Annotated in this window: 14 protein-coding genes; 8 read left to right on the top strand and 6 right to left on the bottom strand. The window is 71.3% G+C overall.

The window, feature by feature from the left end:
- Positions 1–153 precede the first annotated feature (153 nt).
- From ABT137_RS20840 to ABT137_RS20830, 3 genes are read right to left on the bottom strand one after another with little or no spacing between them, the layout of a single operon-like run.
- Positions 154–945, bottom strand: coding sequence for an ABC transporter permease (locus tag ABT137_RS20840; RefSeq protein WP_351710893.1), 792 nt, complete (start codon positions 943–945; stop codon positions 154–156).
- Positions 942–2,492 carry an ABC transporter permease subunit gene (locus ABT137_RS20835; RefSeq protein WP_351710891.1) on the bottom strand — a complete coding sequence of 517 codons (1,551 nt, stop codon included), beginning with the start codon at positions 2,490–2,492 and terminating at the stop codon, positions 942–944. The genes ABT137_RS20840 and ABT137_RS20835 overlap by 4 nt, the downstream gene beginning before the upstream one ends.
- Entirely contained in the window at positions 2,489–3,427 is a 939-nt protein-coding gene (locus ABT137_RS20830; RefSeq protein WP_351710889.1) for an ABC transporter ATP-binding protein, read from the bottom strand. Before ABT137_RS20830 ends, ABT137_RS20835 begins: the two co-directional genes overlap by 4 nt.
- A 146-nt stretch (positions 3,428–3,573) precedes the next feature.
- Between ABT137_RS20830 and ABT137_RS20825 the strand changes: the two genes are divergently transcribed.
- From ABT137_RS20825 to ABT137_RS20815, 3 genes are all read left to right on the top strand, one after another.
- Positions 3,574–4,776, top strand: coding sequence for a sensor histidine kinase (locus tag ABT137_RS20825; RefSeq protein WP_351710887.1), 1,203 nt, complete (start codon positions 3,574–3,576; stop codon positions 4,774–4,776).
- Positions 4,773–5,441, top strand: a complete 669-nt coding sequence (locus tag ABT137_RS20820; RefSeq protein ID WP_351710885.1) for a response regulator transcription factor — start codon at positions 4,773–4,775, stop codon at positions 5,439–5,441. Before ABT137_RS20825 ends, ABT137_RS20820 begins: the two co-directional genes overlap by 4 nt.
- 359 nt (positions 5,442–5,800) lie before the next feature.
- Positions 5,801–7,009, top strand: coding sequence for a PucR family transcriptional regulator (locus tag ABT137_RS20815; RefSeq protein ID WP_351710883.1), 1,209 nt, complete (start codon positions 5,801–5,803; stop codon positions 7,007–7,009).
- 167 nt (positions 7,010–7,176) lie between these two features.
- Here ABT137_RS20815 and ABT137_RS20810 read toward each other — a convergent pair whose 3' ends face one another.
- Positions 7,177–7,728: an HdeD family acid-resistance protein gene (locus ABT137_RS20810; RefSeq protein WP_351710881.1), complete on the bottom strand. Its 552-nt coding sequence runs from the start codon at positions 7,726–7,728 to the stop codon at positions 7,177–7,179.
- Between the two features lie 266 nt (positions 7,729–7,994).
- Here ABT137_RS20810 and ABT137_RS20805 point away from each other — a divergent pair, with 266 nt between their 5' ends.
- The 5 genes from ABT137_RS20805 to ABT137_RS20785 all read left to right on the top strand — a co-directional run bounded on the left by ABT137_RS20805 (position 7,995) and on the right by ABT137_RS20785 (position 13,973).
- On the top strand, positions 7,995–8,495 hold the full coding sequence (locus ABT137_RS20805) for a hypothetical protein (protein ID WP_351710879.1): 501 nt from the start codon (positions 7,995–7,997) through the stop codon (positions 8,493–8,495).
- A gap of 250 nt (positions 8,496–8,745) precedes the next feature.
- Positions 8,746–9,939 carry a PucR family transcriptional regulator gene (locus ABT137_RS20800; RefSeq protein ID WP_351710877.1) on the top strand — a complete coding sequence of 398 codons (1,194 nt, stop codon included), beginning with the start codon at positions 8,746–8,748 and terminating at the stop codon, positions 9,937–9,939.
- 265 nt (positions 9,940–10,204) lie between these two features.
- Positions 10,205–11,050 carry an alpha/beta hydrolase gene (locus ABT137_RS20795; protein ID WP_351710875.1) on the top strand — a complete coding sequence of 282 codons (846 nt, stop codon included), beginning with the start codon at positions 10,205–10,207 and terminating at the stop codon, positions 11,048–11,050.
- 86 nt (positions 11,051–11,136) lie between these two features.
- Positions 11,137–12,870, top strand: coding sequence for a thiamine pyrophosphate-dependent enzyme (locus ABT137_RS20790; protein WP_351710873.1), 1,734 nt, complete (start codon positions 11,137–11,139; stop codon positions 12,868–12,870).
- 32 nt (positions 12,871–12,902) lie between these two features.
- Positions 12,903–13,973 carry a catalase family protein gene (locus ABT137_RS20785; protein ID WP_351710871.1) on the top strand — a complete coding sequence of 357 codons (1,071 nt, stop codon included), beginning with the start codon at positions 12,903–12,905 and terminating at the stop codon, positions 13,971–13,973.
- 303 nt (positions 13,974–14,276) lie between these two features.
- Here ABT137_RS20785 and fmdA read toward each other — a convergent pair whose 3' ends face one another.
- Positions 14,277–15,527 carry a formamidase gene (gene fmdA / locus ABT137_RS20780; protein ID WP_351710869.1) on the bottom strand — a complete coding sequence of 417 codons (1,251 nt, stop codon included), beginning with the start codon at positions 15,525–15,527 and terminating at the stop codon, positions 14,277–14,279.
- 24 nt (positions 15,528–15,551) lie between these two features.
- On the bottom strand, positions 15,552–16,190 hold the full coding sequence (locus tag ABT137_RS20770; RefSeq protein WP_502984554.1) for an AmiS/UreI family transporter: 639 nt from the start codon (positions 16,188–16,190) through the stop codon (positions 15,552–15,554).
- Between the last annotated feature and the right edge of the window lie 100 nt (positions 16,191–16,290).

Below are 16,290 nucleotides of genomic sequence, written 5' to 3'. Positions count from 1 at the left end.
TCCCCTCTGATTGTTTAGGCGATGCTCCGTAGGTCGGCACTCGTGGTGAGGGTGCATCAACCCGTAAAGAAGATGTAGTGAGAGTGGGGGCAGCGGCCCAAGAAAAAGGCCCCGAACCCTCCCTGACCTGGGAGTTCCGGGGCCGACAGCCCTTCAGGCATCGCGGAGTCGCAGCACCGTGCCGCCGATGAGGAGCGCGCCTGCCGCCCACAGGGCCAGTACGCCGAGGCCCGCCCACGGGCCGATGGGGAGATGGCGCAGGTCCGTCGTGGTCTGGACGGTCAGTCCCGCGGGCATCGGCCCGATCTGCGCGAGGTGCCGCCGGAGGTCGGGGTCGGTGACCACGTGGCTGAGGAGGGGGAAGAGGTACAGCAGCCCCAGCACGACGCCCATCGCCACCGCCGCGTCCCGAACCGCTGTGGCGATGCCGAGGGCGAGCAGCGCGACCAGGACCAGGTAGATCACCGAGCCTGCGACTGCCCGCAGGGTCGGCCCGTCCGTGAGGGAGAGGGCGGCGTAGCCGTGGGCGGGCGTGAAGCCGTTGCCCAGCAGCAGGCTGCGTCCGGCGAGCACGGACGCCAGGACTGCGACGGTTCCCGCGGCGAAGACCGTCCCGCTCACGACGGTGGCCTTGGCGGCCAGAACGGTGGTGCGCCGAGGTACCGCCGCGAGCGTGGTGTGGATCAGGCCGGTGCCGTACTCGTGTCCGATGACCAGTACGGCCATGATCGCGGCGATCGTCTGACCCAGCGTCACGCCCGTCAAACTGATCCTGACCGGGTCCTGGCCGCAGCCACCCGCGGGGCACCGGGCGGTCGCCGCCACTGCCGCGCTCACGGACGCCGTGACGGCGACGAGGCCCAGCAGCAGCCACGCGTGACCCGTGTCGGTTCGCAGTTTGGTCCATTCGGCGTGGACCGTTTGGCGCAGGCCGGTGGCACTCATACGTCCCTCCGGCGCAGCAGCAGGGTCGCGGCCGTCAGAGCGAGGACGGTCCAGCCGGCGAGGACGGCGTAGCCACCCCAGGGCGAGAGGGGAAAGTAGCCGGCGGATGGGGTGTAGACGCTCAGTACGTGGGCGTAGTGCGGAAGTGTCTGCTGGACGGCGAAGCCCGCCGCCGGGGTGAGCCGAAGCAGCCACTGCGCCGAAGAGGCCGGCAGCACGCCGCTGACCGCGAGCAGATAGGGAAGCACCGTTGTCACCATGACCGCGGTGATCGCTGTCGCGCTGCGCCGCAGTACCGCGCCGAGCGCCAGCGCGAGGGCGGCGGTGGCGGCCAGCAGGAGCCCGGTGCCGAGCACCGCGCGCAGTTCCACGGCGTGTGGCACGGTGAACACCACGAAGTGGGTGGCGTGCGCGCGGTGCCGTCCGAGCGGGATGCTGACGGCGGCGGTGACCACGCCGACCGTGAACGCGACCGCCATGACCACGGCGGCTTTGGCGGCCAGCAGCCGCCCGCGCCGAGGGGTCGCGGCGAGGGTGCTGCCGATCAGTCCGCGGCGGTACTCGGCGGTGACGAACTGGACAGCCACGACCGTCAGGACGATCAGCCCGGCGAACGTGCCGACGAGGAAGTTCTCGATGGTGTAGGCGGGGCCGAGCGAGGGGCCGCCGACCACAGGGGCGATGTCTCCGGCACCGGTGACGGAGAAGCCGCTGCCGGTCGGTGTGTAGCCGCCCGAGGTGTTCTCCGCGTAGCTGCCGGACGTGCCGGCGTCTCCGCCCACCTGCACGCCCCGCCAGCCGCCCCGCCAGCCGTCCTGCCGGTCGCCGCGGGCCCAGGAACCACCGAGTGCCACACGGCCGAAGGTTCCGGTGGCCACGGCAGGACTGCTACCCCCTTGCGAGCCGCTCGTCTGCACGGCCGCGGGGGAGGCGGTGAAGAGGCCCACCTGCACAGTGGCGGGCAGACCCGTCAGGCGTGCGCTGCCGACCTCGGCCCAGTGCACGCCGTCCGTCGAGTCGTAGCCGGTGACGGTCGACCCGGCGCGGACCAGGCGCAGCAGGCGCGGCGAAGCCGCGGAGGGGCGGCCGGGCAGGCCGGCCCGGTCGTGGGTGAAGTCGTCCTGCATCCGCACGCCGTGCGCTCCGGTGACCATCATCGCGGCGTACTGCGAGCCTTGGCCGAGGCTCTGCTTGACGAGGATTCCGGTCTTGGCCCACGGAGTGATGCCGGGCGAGGTCCGCCCCGGTTCCTGGGCCAGTACGCCGGTCAGCGCGGTCACGGGGACGGTGATGCTGCCGTTGCCGGTCAGGGCCTGGTGCACGAAGTAGAAGCTGTCGTTGACCGCCTCGCCGCCGGGGCCGACCGGCAATGCGGCGGCGTCCTGCCGGTGCTGGTTCGACGACTGGTTTGCCGACTGGTTTGTCGACGCCGTCCCGGCCAGCAGGAGCAGCACGGACGCCAGAGCCGCGCCGAGTGTGCCGAGGACCCAGCCCCGTACGGTGCGGAACTTGGTCCACTCCGCACGCAGGACTCGAAGCCCCCTCATCGAGCGGTCTCCCCGACGCCGGCGCCGCGGTACTGCACGGCGTCCCGGGTGAGTTCGAGGTACGCCTCCTCCAGAGTGGCGCGGTGCGTGGCCAGTTCCGCGAACGGCACCCCGTCCGCGTTCAGCACGGTCACGATGGCCTCGCCTGTCAGCCCGCTGACGCCGAGTGTGTCCGCCCCCTCGGTGTGGACGGTCGCGCCGGCGCGGGCCAGTGCCTCCGTCGCCGCGACAGGTGCGGAGGTGCGCAGCGTGACGCGGCCCGCGGAGAGTGTCGCGAGCAGCTCCGACACGCCCGTGTCGGCGACCACACGGCCGCGCCCTACGACGATGAGGTGATCCGCGACATCCTGCAGCTCGCTCATCAGATGGCTGGACACCAGCACCGTTCGTCCCTGTGCCGCCAGCGAGGTCAGCAGGCTGCGGATCCACAGGATCCCTTCGGGGTCCAGGCCGTTGAAGGGCTCGTCCAGCATGAGCGCGGGCGGGTCGCCGAGGAGCGCCGCGGCGATGCCGAGCCGCTGCCGCATGCCCAGCGAGAAGCCGCCCGCCCGGCGCCGCGCCGCCTCGGCGAGCCCGACCTGTTCGAGTACCTGGTCCGTCCGGCCGGCTGGGAGGCCCTGCGAGTGGGCCAGCCACAGCAGGTGGTTGCGGGCGGTCCGGCTGGGTTGCAGGGCGCCTGCGTCCAGCAGCGAGCCCAGGTGGCGCAGCGGGCTGTCCAGAGTCCGGTACGGCCGTCCGCCGACTCGCGCGCGCCCCTGGTCGGGAGCGTCCAGGCCCAGCACCACCCGCATGGTGGTGGACTTGCCGGCGCCGTTCGGGCCCGCGAATCCGGTCACTCGCCCCGGCCGGACGGTGAAGGTCATGCCGTCGAGCGCCTGCGTCGCCCCGAAGTGTTTGCGCAGGCCCTCAACCTCAATGCCGGGATCATCCGTCATCCTCGCTGCTCCGCCCCTCGCTCGTCTTGTCCTGGCGGCCCACCACGCTGCGCCCGGTGCCGTAACGCGGGCGGAACGGTCGCTGTCATGCCGCTGTTAGGCCGGTTCGCCTAGCCTGAGCGGGCAGTGAGAGACAAGGGGGACCGATGGCAGCGGAACTGGGGATTCCCGGACGGTCGGTGCACCGCCGCAGCGTCCGCTGGCGTTTCACCACCTTGTACGCCGGACTGTTCCTGGCCTCGGCCGTCACGATGCTGGCGGTGGTCGGTCTGGTGGCGGGCGGTACCTACCGGGCGGCCCCGGCGCCGAGCAACCAGCCCGGCACGCTCTCGTCCGCTGCTCAGGCGAGGATCGGCAGTCTGGAGCATCAGCTTGCCCAGGCCCACAGCCGGCAGGTGGACCAACTGCTGCTCGGTTCGGCGGCGGGGTTGGTGGTGATGGGGCTGCTGTCGGTCGCGACGGGCTGGTACGCCGCCGGACGCGTACTGCGGCCGCTTCGCGCGATGACCGTGGCGACTCGTCGCATCTCCGCCGACAGCCTGCACGAACGACTCGCCGTCCCGGGTCCGCACGACGAACTCAGGGACCTCGGCGAAACGATCGACGCGCTGCTGGAGCGCCTTGAGCAGGCGTTCGCCGCGCAGCGGCGGTTCGTTGCCGACGCCTCGCACGAACTGCGCACCCCCTTGGCCACCATGCGGGCCTCGGTGGACGTCGCGCTGGCCAAACCGGGCCCCGTCCAGGAGCAGACGCGCACCCTCGGGCGCCGCGTCAGGACCGAGCTGGATCAACTCGACCGGCTGCTGGACGGCTTCCTCACGCTGGCCCGCGCGCAGCACGGAGTGCCCCTCCTGGACACCGAGATGGTCTCCCTGGACGGGCTCGCTGCAGATGCCCTGGCCGAGCGTGCCGCCACGGCCTCCGCGAAGCACCTCGTGGTGGAAGCCGACCGCGCCGGCAGCGGTTCCGGCGCGTGGGTGTGCGGCAGCCGGACTCTGTTGCGCAGGATGGTGGACAACCTCATCGACAACGCGATCGGGCACAACCAGCCCGGCGGCTGGATCCGCGTCGCCACCAGCGCCGGGGGCACGGACGCGCGGCTGGTCGTGGAGAACGGAGGTCCGGTGCTGACAAAGGATCAAGTCGCGCAACTGGCACGGCCGTTCCGTCGGCTCGGCGCCGAGCGGACCGGCGGTGGCATCGGCGCGGGGTCGGGCCTCGGCCTGGCCATCGTCGCGGCGGTCGCCGACGCACACGGTGGCACCCTCGTCCTGCAGGCCCGTGCCGAGGGCGGCCTCAAGGCCACGGTCACCCTCTTCCGAGCGTCCGAGGCGGAGGCCGTGGCATGAGGGTGCTCGTGGTGGAAGACGCCAAGTCGCTCGCCGACGTCCTGGTCGAGGGCCTGCGGGACCAGGGCATGGCAGTGGATGTCGCCTACGACGGCCTGGAGGCCGCGGCCAAGCTGGACACCAACGCGTACGAGGCGGTCATCCTGGACCGGGACCTGCCAGGCATCCATGGCGACACGCTCTGCCAGATGGTCACCGACCGGGACGACCGGCCCATGGTGCTGATGCTGACCGCCGCAGACGCGCCGGCCGACCGTGTCGGCGGCCTGAGCCTGGGCGCCGACGACTACCTGGTCAAACCTTTCCACTTCCCCGAACTCGTACTCCGTCTGCGGGCCCTGACCCGTCGCCGCCCGTACGCCCGCGCCCGCATACTCCGAGCCGCGGGCATCGAACTCGACCCCGTGCACCGCACGGCCACTCGCGACGGACACCACCTCGACCTCTCGGTCAAGGAGTTCGAGGTCCTGGCGGCCCTCCTGCGGGCCAGCCCGGCCCCTCTCAGCGCGGAGACGCTGTTGGAACAGGTGTGGGACGAGAACGCCGACCCGTTCACGAACACCGTCGCAGTGACCATCGGCAGGCTCCGGCGCAAGCTCGGCAGCCCGCCGGTGATCGCCACGACGCCCACGGTCGGCTACCGGATCGCCGACCCGAAAGAGTGATTGACATCGAGGGCGCCGGGCCCTTTGGGCCCGCTGGAGCATTGATGGCGCCCCGTCCGCTCACGCAAACGGCCCCGGACGAGGAGTCCGAGGCCGAACAGAACGCCTCCCTGGGGAAACACTCCTCCGTAGTTCTCACGTGTTCACGGCGCTTCCCGGCCTCATGTGTGCTGAGTCCGTGCCGGCGGGCCCTTCCCCGGCAAGTGCTTCGCGGCCAGGTCGTCGGCAGGGGAGTCGATGGCATCGTGAACCACGAACTGGTGGGGGAGCCGTTCGAGGGCGTCAGGGGCTCGACGGGTCCCGGAGTGCTCAGGTATCGAGGGACCGGACGGGCACACGGATGTGGAAGGATCGGGTCCGTGAATGCGCTTCCCCCGTCCGGTGCGGGTGCGGCAGGCAGCGGTGAACTGCGGCGTGTTCTGGAGCGCTTCGACGTCGGCGTCGTGGTGCGCCGGATGGAGGCCGGGTTCGGCCGGTTGCCGGCCTACACCGGGTTCGAGTGGCCGGTGGACCGGACGGCCGTGGTGCGCTGGAACGTCGACCTCGTACTGCGCTGGATGGTCAACGGGATCCCGCCGGACAGTTACCTCCGTTCCGAACTGCACGAGTTCCTGCGCGCCCGAGCTGCCGCCGGCCAGCCGATCGAGGACAGCATCCTGGTCTACCGCCGTGGTGCGCGGATGTTCTGGGAGGCACTGCTCGACCTGGCGGGTGACGAGGACCGGGCGGTGCTCGTCGCGGAGTGGGACACGGTCTGGGGCTGTCTGGAGGACTACCTCGACCTGGTGGTGGACGTGTTCGCGCAGGCCTACGCCGACCAGCAGGACGCGCCGTCCACGGCCGGAGACCGGCGCGCCCGAGCCTTGTTCGACCGGTTGTGCGCGCGGCTGCCGGTCACGATCGAGGACCGGGACCGGGCCGCCCGGCTCGGGTTCGATCTGACGGAACCGTACCGTCCGTTCGCCGCCCGGCTGGCCGGGGCCACGGTCGCCTCGCACGCCGATCTCGCGTCGCGGCTGCGCACGGCAGGGGCGCTCGCGTTCACCGAGGGGGTCCGGGTGACCGGGCTGACACCGCCCGGGTTCGGCTGGGGGGCGTTTCTCGACGACCCGCGGCTGATCCTGGCCCAGGACCCGCCACTCGCCCGCGACCGGCTCGGCGCGGCGGTCGACGGCCTGCGCGCGTTGCTCGCGATCGCGGACCGGTCCGGACGCCGGGGCCGGGTACGCGCCGACGACTACCTGCCCGAACTGCTGCTGGCCGACTCCCCGGAAGCCTCCGACCGGATCGTCCGGCGGGTCTTCGGTCCGCTGGAGCGGGCCGAAGCCGTGGATCTGGCGGATACTCTGCGGTGCCTCGCCGTCCACGGCTTCGACAGCACTGCGGCAGCGGCCGCGCTGCCCGTGCACCGCAACACGCTGCTGTACCGGATGGGCCGGATCGAGAAGCTGACCGGTCTGTCACTCAAGGACCAGCGGGACCGCACCCTCGTGCTGCTCGCCGTCACCTGGGAGACCGTCGCCCCGGCCCTGCAGTCGGCCTCGGGGCGGCCGGACGCCTTCGACTAGGTCCCGTCTCTCCACGGGGGACCCGTCCGGGAAGGCCGACCGGTCGAAGTGAGCCGGCCGCTGATCAGTGCGGGTTCCGGGTCGCAGAACCTGCCGTGGCGCGACCGGTTCAGGACCGCGACCGAAGTCGGAGGCCGCGCGGAGGACTGACCCCGCGGAGGACGGAGTCAGGCCGGTCGGGCGATGCCCCGGATCCGGCGTGCCAGGCCGAGCTGCATGGCGCCGAGCATGATCAGCCACAGCCCGGCCAGGAAGGACAGCGTCAGCAGCGACAGCCCCGGCCAGACCAGCAGCGTCAGGCCGGCCAGGACACCGAGCAGCCCGATGAAGACGTTCCACGCTCGTCCGGGCAGGCCGGGATGGTCGACCGCCGCGAACACGGCGGTGAAACCGTCCACGATCCAGTAGACGCCGAACAGCAGCCCCAGCGCGAGCACCGTGATCAGAACGTGCCGGATCGCGTACAGCCCGAGCAGCAGGCTCACCACGCCGAGGACCGCGGTGAGGGTGCGGGCGGTACCGGTCTCCCCCAGGCTCGCCGATCCCACCAGCCGGAAGACCCCGGTGGCGATCAGCTGAGCACCGAGGACCACCGCGAGTACGACGAGGGTCGGACCGGGCCACGCCACGGATATGACGCCGATGACGATCGAGACCAGCCCGTAGAGCAGATGCCAGGTCCAGGAACCGCCCAGGCGGGCGACGGGGCTTTTGTTCATGCCGCGAAGCTATCGGCGCTCCCGTTGGGCGAACTCCCAAAACCCAGCCGGGTCTTCGTGCCCTCGCACAGGGCGGGAGCGCGTTGAATGGAGCGGACAGAACGCGCATGCGGAGGGGATCCTGTGCCGGTGTCCGTCACGCGCCGGACACCGGCCGCGGTCCCGGCGCGGCCCCCGCGGGAAGTGGCCGCCGGGGCAGTGCCCGAGCGTCGCGGAAGCTGTCCGGAAAGACCTGTTCCAGTTGCCTACGCGGGGAGTGCGAGGACATGGCCGGTCCCGTTGACTGGGAAAGCTTCGCCGTGATGACCGGAGGCGCCAGCGGTGCCCTCACCGGGCTGTTGTTCGTCGCGGTGTCCCTCAACGCCAACCGGATCGCCAGACACCCGGTGCTGCGCGCGATCGCGGCGCAGACCCTCGTGCTGTTCCTTGCGCCGCTGGTCATGGCGACGATTCTGCTGGTGCCCCGCCAGGCCGACCGGGCCCTGGGCGCCGAGCTCATGACCGCCGGGCTGGCCGGGGGCCTGAGCCTGCTGGCCATCGGGCGACGCAGGCGCGCTCCGGTCACCGCCGACAAGCGACTGACCGGCCTCTTCGACCGCCGTGACACCAGCATCGTCGTCATGCTGCTGTTCGTGGCCGGTGGAGCCGTCCTGGCGTCCGGCAGGCCCGCCGGGCTCTACCTGCTGCTGCCCGCCTCGCTCGTGGCGTTCGTCAGCGGGGTGCTGAGCGCATGGAACTTCCTGCTCCCGCCGCCGGACATGCTGTAGCGGTCTCGCGCCGACGGCCCGTGCCCGACGCGTGCCGACAGCACCGGGGCCGACGGTGACCACGGCAGCGGCCACCCCCGTCCACCGGTCGTCGTCGGCCACCCCCACGCACCGGCCGCACCGGCCATCCCTGTGCGCCGGCCGCCACCGGCTGCCCATGCGCCGGCTGCCCCCGCCTGCCATGCGTGGGCTGCCTCCCCCGTGTACCGGCGAGAACCGGTCCGCACCGAGCATCTGGAAGGTAACAGCCATGTACGCCACGCCCCGGGCCGGCGTCGGGCCCGCGGCGGCCGGGCGGCTGCGCAGCGTACTCCACGACCTGGACAGCGAGGCGCTGGCACGGCAGTTGGCCCGCGATCTGAGCGACACCCCGGCCGGACGAATACCTGGCCATGGCTCCCGGGCGGGAGCCATGGAGTACATCATCCGCCGCAGCCTGGAACTGGTCAGGAACTGGCTGCTGAGCGGACAGGAGCCCGGCGGGGACGTGCTGTCGGACCTGTACGAGGCGGCGCGCGAGGCGGCGCGGCGCGGCCTCGCCGCCGAGGACGCGATCCGTGCCTGCTGCGGTGCGGCGCGGGCGGTGCGGAGCAGCGTGACGGAGGCCGGCCCGCCCGAGGGCGGTGCCTGGCCGCCGCCTCACCTGGAGGTGCCGTGGGCGTTCCTCGACATCGCCTTGACGATCGTCACGCGGGCGTTCGCCGACCAGCGGGACCTGCCGTCCGCCGACGGCGACTCCCGGGCGGCGACGCTGTTCGCCCGGATCTGCGCCCGGTCGGCGACGACCATCGAGGACCTCGACCGGGCGGAGCGGCTGGGCTTCGAACTCGCCGGCCCCCACTGCCCGTTCGTCGCCGCGATCGACGGCGGCTCGGCCGCCGCGCACGCCGGTCTGGCGGCGCGTCTGCGGTCCGCGGGCGTACTCGCCTGCACACAGGGGCATCGCGTCGCCGGGCTGACCGGTCCGGGCTTCGACTGGGCGGGCTTCCTCGCCGACAGCGCGCTGATCCTCGCCGCCGAGTCGGCCACCGGCGCCGCCGGGCTTGCGGAAGCGGTCGGCAACCTGCACGACCTGGTCACCCTGGCGGGCCGGGCCGGACGCCGGGGACGGATCCGCCCGGACGACTTCCTGACGGAGCTCATGCTCGCGAACTCCCCCCGGCTGGCCGAGGACATCGTGCGGCGGGTCCTCGGCCGGCTGGACGCCGAGGACCCCTCCGGGACGTTGTCGCAGACGCTGCGGTGCCTGGCCGCGCACGGCTTCAACCGGACCGCGGCTGCGGCAGCGCTCCCGGCCCACCGCAACACCCTGCTCTACCGCATCAACCGGATCGAGAAGCTGACCGGCCTCGACCTCGACCGTCACGCACACCGGGAACTGGCCCGGCTGGCCGTCGTCTGGAGGGACACGACAGGCGGTGACACCCTGGCCCGGCCCGAGTGAGAGTCGGCGGGGGCCGCCGGGTGCGACGACGGGGCCTGGCCTCGGGAGGGGTTCCGGTCGGCCGGTGCCGGACGAGGACGCGCCCCGGCACCGCTCGCGGTCGGCATCTTCGACTTCGCTGCCGTCAGGGGTTGTTGCCGTGCACAACAGCCGGTCGAATCCTTGGCCCCGTGCACAGTGCGAGCGGTGCCACGCTGACGGCGGCAGGACAGAACCGGCCGGGCGTCCGCCCTGACGGCTGCCGTAGCGACGGAGGGATGCGGGCATGACTTCTGCACCGAACACGATCGTCCTGATCCACGGCCTGTGGATGACGCCGCTCGCCTGGGAGCACTGGGCGGCCCGGTACGAGGAGCGGGGCTTCACCGTGCTCACGCCCGGATACCCCGGGATCGAGCCGGGGGAGGCCGGGGTGGCGGCGCTCCGCGACGACGCCTCGGCGATCGCCGGTGTCGGGGTGCGCGAGGTGCTGGATCATCTCACCGCCGTCATCGGAAAACTCGACTCCCCGCCGATCATCATGGGGCACTCCTTCGGCGGGACGTTCGCCCAGCTCCTGGTGGGCGCCGGGCTCGGGGCGGCCGGAGTGTCGATCGACGGCGCCGCGGTCAAGGGCGTGAACGCGATGCCGCTCTCGGAGCTCCGCTCGGTCCTGCCGGTCCTGAAGGACCCGGCGAACGCACACCGGGCCGTCCCCCTGACGGCCGAGCAGTTCCACTACGCCTTCACCAACACCCTGGACGAGGACGCCTCCCGGCGGGCCTACGACCGTTACGCCGTGCCGACGCCGGCCCGCATCCTCTTCCAGGGCGGCCTCGCGGCCGTCACCCCGCACGCGGCCACGACCTTCGACTTCGCCGACGGTGACCGGGTGCCGCTGCTGTTCGTCTCCGGCGGCAGCGACCACATACTGCCCCCGGCCGTCCAGCGGCAGAACTACGAGAAGAACGCGAAGCACTCGACGGCGGTCACCGCCCACACCGTCTTCGACGGCCGCGACCACTTCACCTGCGGCGAGCCCGGCTGGGAGGCCGTCGCCGACTTCGCCCTCGACTGGGCACTGAGCCCGCGCGCCGGAGTCCTCGACGCCGCGCCCGGCGAAACCCGCTGACCGGACCCCGATCCGGGTCGGGGTCCGAACCCGAACCCGAACCTGACGAGAACGGCTGACACCGGCTGAGAACGGAGACACCCGCCATGTCGAAAACGGTGGCCGACGGCCTGTGGGAGATGCTGGTCAGCGCGGGCGTACGGCGCTGCTACGGCATCGTCGGCGACGCACTGAACCCGGTGGTCGACGCGATGCGCCGCAATGGCCAGGTTGACTTCGTGCACGTGCGCAACGAGGAGTTCGGCGTCTTCGCCGCGGTCGCGGAGGCGAAACTGACGGGGCATCCGGTAGCCGTGTGCGGGACGGCAGGCCCAGGAGTGGCACACCTGATCAACGGCATGCTGGACGCCCTGAAGGAGAAGGTGCCCGTCATCGTCCTGGCCGGCGACACCGAAACCGGACTGATGGACAGCGAGACCGTCGAGGAGCTGAACCCGTACCGGTTCTTCGCCTCCGCGGCGGTGTACGTGGGCCGGCTGGTCAATCCCGGCCAGCTCCGCACCGTCGTGACCTCCGCGGTGACGGCCGCGGTGACCCGGGGCGGCCCCGCCGTCGTCGCACTGCCCGGTGACGTCGCGGCGGCGCACGTGCCGAAGGACCGCTACGAGATCCGGCTGCCCCGACCGGTACGCGCGCCGGCCGGAGCGGAGGACCTCACCGCCATGGCCGGGCTGATCAACGAAGCGGGCACGGTGGCGGTCTTCGGCGGCCAGGGCTGCGCCGGGGCGCACGCGGAGGTGACGGCGCTGGCCGGAAAGCTGGGCGCACCGGTCGGCTACTCCCTCAAGGGCAAGCAGTTCCTCGAACACGACAACGCGAACGCGGTCGGGATGACCGGTCTCCTCGGCTACGGCGGCTGCCATCACGCGCTCCAGCACGCGGACGTGCTGCTGATGCTCGGCACCGACTTCCCGTTCAGCAGCTTCCTGCCGCACGGCGGGACCAGGATCATCCAGGTGGACCACGACCCGGAACGGCTCGGCCGGCGCGTACCGGTGGACCTGGCCGTCACCGGCGATGTAGGGGCCACTGTGGCCGCGCTGCTGCCACTGGTCGGGCCGAAGTCCGACGGCGGGTTCCTCGCCCGCTGTGTGGAGGAGACCGAGCGGTTCCACCGCAGGATGCGGCACTACGCGGAGAAGGGGCCGCGGATCAGGCCGATCAGGCCGGAGTACCTCGCCACGGTCCTCAGCGACCTCGCCGCCGACGACGCGCTGTTCTTCGCCGACACCGGCACCCCCGTCATCTGGGCGGCTCGGCACATCAGGTACGGGCCGAAGCGGCGGCTGTTCGGATCGTTCTCGTGGGCGTCGATGGCCACCGCCTCGCCCGGCGCGTTCGGGGCACAACTGGCCTTCCCCGGACGGCAGACGATCGCCTTGTGCGGCGACGGCGGGTTCACCATGCTCGCACTCGGCGACCTGCTCACGGAGGTACAGCGCCGACTGCCCGTCGTCCACATCGTGCTGAACAACAGCGGCCTGGACTTCGTCAAGATCGAGCAACAGGAAGCCGGCTTCGTCCCGTTCGGGACCGACTTCGCCAACCCGGACTTCGCCGCCGTCGCCGAGGCCATGGGCGCCAAAGGCATCCGCATCGAAGATCCCGGTGACGTGGCGGACGGCCTCGCGTCCGCGCTGGCCCACACCGGCGGCCCGGTCGTCGTCGACGTCCTCGTCGACCCCTACGCCCTCGCTGTCCCCGCCCACGTCCCCGCCGGCACAGCCGCCGGATTCACACTCAGCGCGGCACGGCAGATCCTCGCCGGCCGCCTCGACGACGTCATCGACACCGCCACGCACAACGCCCGGATCGTCTGAACGGCCGCCCAGCCGACGGAGGAAGACGCACCATGACAGACACCCACGACTCCCCGCCGGACGCACCGAACGCACCGGACGCACCGGACGCGACGCCCGGCGGCTGGCGCGAGATCTATCACGGCGGCTCACCGGAGGCCGAAGAGGCCCACTTCCGTGACCTGGCGGACGTCGTCGTCGCCGTCCAGCGGACGAACAAGCGGAAATCCGGCTCGCAGGTCTCCCGCCGCACGTTCCACGCCAAGATCGTCGTCGGAGTGGACAACGCCGAACTCGCCTTCCAGACCGATCTGCCCTCCGACCTCTGGGCCGGAGACTTCACCGCCGGAGCCCGGCTGCCGGCCGTCGTCCGGCTGTCCAACGCCAGCGGCACCGTCCGGCCCGACGGCAGCCCCGACCTCCGCGGCGCGGCACTGAAGCTGACCCTCCCCGATGGCGGCGAACACGACCTCCTCATGACCAGCTACCCGGTCTCCCACGCCCGCGACGCCACCCAGTTCGTGGAGATCGCCAGGATCGGCGCCGGTCCCAAACCCCTGGTCCTGCCCCGCATGCTGGCGAGACTCGGCCCTGCGGAGACCGCACGCGTCCTCCGCAATCTCAGGCAGGCCAACCGTCCCTCGCCCGGCCTGGCCCTGGAGTCCTACTGGAGCCGCGGGGCCGTCCTGTGGGGCGCCACCGGACCCGTCAGGTTCCGCCTCACTCCACTCGGCCCACTCAGTCCACTCGACGGTCCCGTCCCGGCGTCGACCCCGCCGCCGGACCCGGCCGACGCCCTCCAGGCCGACTTCGCCGCCCGGCTGAGCGACGCGTCGGTCCGGTTCGCCCTGCACATCCAGAAGTACGTCAGCGAGAGGCTGACCCCGATCGAGGACGGGGCGGTCGAATGGAAGGAAAGCGACTCGCCCTGGCTCGCCGTGGCCACCCTGACGATTCCCGCCCAGAACACCCTCGACCCGAACGGCCGGGCCACCCGCGAGCGCGTCGACACCCTCGCCTTCAACCCCTGGCACGCCCCGGCGGAGTTCCGCCCCCTCGGCAACCTCAACCGCGCCCGCCGCACGGTCTACGCGGCGAGCGCCAGGGAGTGGCACGCCCGGTAGCGGGTGCGCCGAGTCCCGACCCGCCCTCCTCCACACGCTGGTCGACGCCATGGGGCGGCCCGGATCACCCATGGGGGGCCGGCCCGGCCCGCCGACAAGCTGAAGAAGGCCGGCGCCCAGGTCGATCCACGGCACGAGAACTGGACCGGCTGCCCGACTGATCCTCCGCAGCGCACGGGTAGGGCTGCCCGCGGACAGCCCTACCCGTGCGCCGACGCCGCGGCCCGACGTCTCGGATCCGGCGATCGGCGCTGATGCGGGCCGAGTCGCGGCCGGGACCGCGGGGCTGCAGCCGGGATCAGGTCAGGCGGTGGCCACCGCGCACTGGCCTCGGTCGGCCTTCGTCGGTCCGACGGCGCTGGGACGGACCTCGAAGTCGAACATGGCGGTAGGCACGTACAACGAGCAGCAGGCGTTGGGGATGTCGACGATGCCGCTGATACGTCCCTCTATGGGAGAGGAGCCGAGCAGCAGGTAGGCCTGCTCTCCGCTGTAGCCGAACTTCTTGAAGTACTCGACGGCGTTGAGGCAGGCCCGGCGGTAGGCCAGCGTCGCGTCGAGGTAGTAGTTCGTGTCCGTGTCGTGGTCGACGGAGATTCCGATGAAGGTGAGGAACTCCGTGTACCTCGGCTCGACGTTGCCCGGAATGAACACGGGGTTGGTGGAAATGCCGTAGGTCTCCATGCCGCCCTTGATCAGGTCGACGTGGAAGTCGATGAATCCGCCCATCTCGATGGCGCCGCAGAAGGTGATCTCTCCGTCGCCCTGACTGAAGTGCAGGTCGCCTCCGGAGAGCTTGGCGTCCTTGACGTGTACGGGGTAGAAGACCCGCGAACCGCGCGTGAAGTTCTTGATGTCGTGGTTGCCTCCGTTCTCGCGGGCCGGCACCGTGCGCGCGCCTTCCGCGCCGATGCGCTTGGCGAGGTCGCCCGTGGCCGTACCGGCGAGTGCGTTGGTGCCGTCGGGAGGTACGGCGAGGGGCGGTACCCGGTTGGGGTCGGTGTCGATCAGCGCCTGCTCGCGAGCGTTCCAGCGGGCGAGCATCTCGGTGGACGGGGCGGTTCCGAACAGCCCGGGGTGGGTGATTCCGGTGAAGCGGATCCCGGGAAGGTGGCGGGAGACGGCCTGCTGTCCGTGGAAGTCCCATACCGCTTTGTAGGCGTCCGGGAAGTAGTCGGTCAGGAAGCCTCCGCCGTTGGCCTTGGCGAAGATGCCGGTGTAGCCCCAGCCCTGTCCCGCCGCGTCCCCGGTCTGCTGCGGCACGGGGCCGAGGTCGAGGATGTCGACGACGAGCAGGTCGCCGGGTTCGGCACCCTCCACGCCTATCGGGCCGCTGAGCATGTGAGGGATGGTCAGGTCGATGTCGCGTACGTCGTTGGCGGTGTCGTTGTTGCCGACCTGGCAGTCGGTCCAGTCGCGGCACTCCATGCGGAACTCCGCGCCCGGCTTCACCATGGCGACGGTGGGGATGTCCGGGTGCCACCTGTTGTGGCCGGGCACGGCCTGGTCACGCATCGACTTGCTGTGGTCCACGCTGAAGAGAATTTCAGGCATGACAACTCCTAGATTCTGATCCGGTCACGTTGGTGCGCCCGCACCTCCGACCCGCGGAGCGGCTGAGGTCGGCCGGGGCGTTCTGTGGGTGCGCGGCCACAGCCCCGCGAACACCACGACGCCGAAGACCGCCAGTGCGATGGCGATCTCGGTGGGGTGCTTCCAGTAGCCGGAAAGCAGCAGCCCGGCGGGAATCACACCGGTGACCCAGCCTTCGATCGCCGTGACCCAGCCGGTATAGATCTTGAGGTCGTCCTTCTTGAGACCGAGCAGCAGGAAGAACAGGAACCACAGGTAGGCCCAGTAGAGCCAGATGACTCCGAAGGGGTAATCCTTCAAGAGCCGGAAATTGACGAACGAATATCCCAGGGCGGCAATTGCCACGAACAGCGAGTAGTAGCCGACGCCGGTGCTGTCGAGATCGGCGAGCAGGCTGACACCTACATAGAGGTAGGTGAACCCGAAGAGGTAGATGCCGGATGCCGCCAGGATCTTCAAGGGGTCGTCGTTGGCGGTGAAGATAAGGTAAGTCGGCGTCAGTACCTGCAGTGCGCCTATGAAAAGGTTGAACACCGCACCGGCCCGGGTATCGACCTTCCCGAGCAGTAGCAGTCCGTTCATGAAGAGCACCGCACCGACAAAGAGCAGTCCCACGTTTCCCACGGGGACACACCTCCTCAGTCCGCGTGGGGAGTGGAATCGCGTGGCGCCGGAGCCGCCGATGAGCTGCCGAGGAGACGGCCCCTCCCGGCCCGCGTTGCGT

Source organism: Streptomyces sp. NPDC001980 (assembly GCF_040296885.1).
Lineage (GTDB): Bacteria > Actinomycetota > Actinomycetes > Streptomycetales > Streptomycetaceae > Streptomyces.
This window is presented reverse-complemented; position numbering and strand designations above follow the sequence as displayed.

Bases quoted from the DNA above. Each gene is read 5' to 3' on its own strand.
- ABT137_RS20805 (WP_351710879.1), top strand. From the start codon at position 7,995: ATGGCCGGTCCCGTTGACTGGGAAAGCTTCGCCGTGATGACCGGAGGC.
- ABT137_RS20800 (WP_351710877.1), top strand. From the start codon at position 8,746: ATGTACGCCACGCCCCGGGCCGGCGTCGGGCCCGCGGCGGCCGGGCGG.
- ABT137_RS20840 (WP_351710893.1), bottom strand. From the start codon at position 945: ATGAGTGCCACCGGCCTGCGCCAAACGGTCCACGCCGAATGGACCAAA.
- ABT137_RS20810 (WP_351710881.1), bottom strand. From the start codon at position 7,728: ATGAACAAAAGCCCCGTCGCCCGCCTGGGCGGTTCCTGGACCTGGCAT.
- fmdA (WP_351710869.1), bottom strand. From the start codon at position 15,527: ATGCCTGAAATTCTCTTCAGCGTGGACCACAGCAAGTCGATGCGTGAC.
- ABT137_RS20795 (WP_351710875.1), top strand. From the start codon at position 10,205: ATGACTTCTGCACCGAACACGATCGTCCTGATCCACGGCCTGTGGATG.
- ABT137_RS20820 (WP_351710885.1), top strand. From the start codon at position 4,773: ATGAGGGTGCTCGTGGTGGAAGACGCCAAGTCGCTCGCCGACGTCCTG.
- ABT137_RS20825 (WP_351710887.1), top strand. From the start codon at position 3,574: ATGGCAGCGGAACTGGGGATTCCCGGACGGTCGGTGCACCGCCGCAGC.
- ABT137_RS20830 (WP_351710889.1), bottom strand. From the start codon at position 3,427: ATGACGGATGATCCCGGCATTGAGGTTGAGGGCCTGCGCAAACACTTC.
- ABT137_RS20785 (WP_351710871.1), top strand. From the start codon at position 12,903: ATGACAGACACCCACGACTCCCCGCCGGACGCACCGAACGCACCGGAC.
- ABT137_RS20835 (WP_351710891.1), bottom strand. From the start codon at position 2,492: ATGAGGGGGCTTCGAGTCCTGCGTGCGGAGTGGACCAAGTTCCGCACC.
- ABT137_RS20790 (WP_351710873.1), top strand. From the start codon at position 11,137: ATGTCGAAAACGGTGGCCGACGGCCTGTGGGAGATGCTGGTCAGCGCG.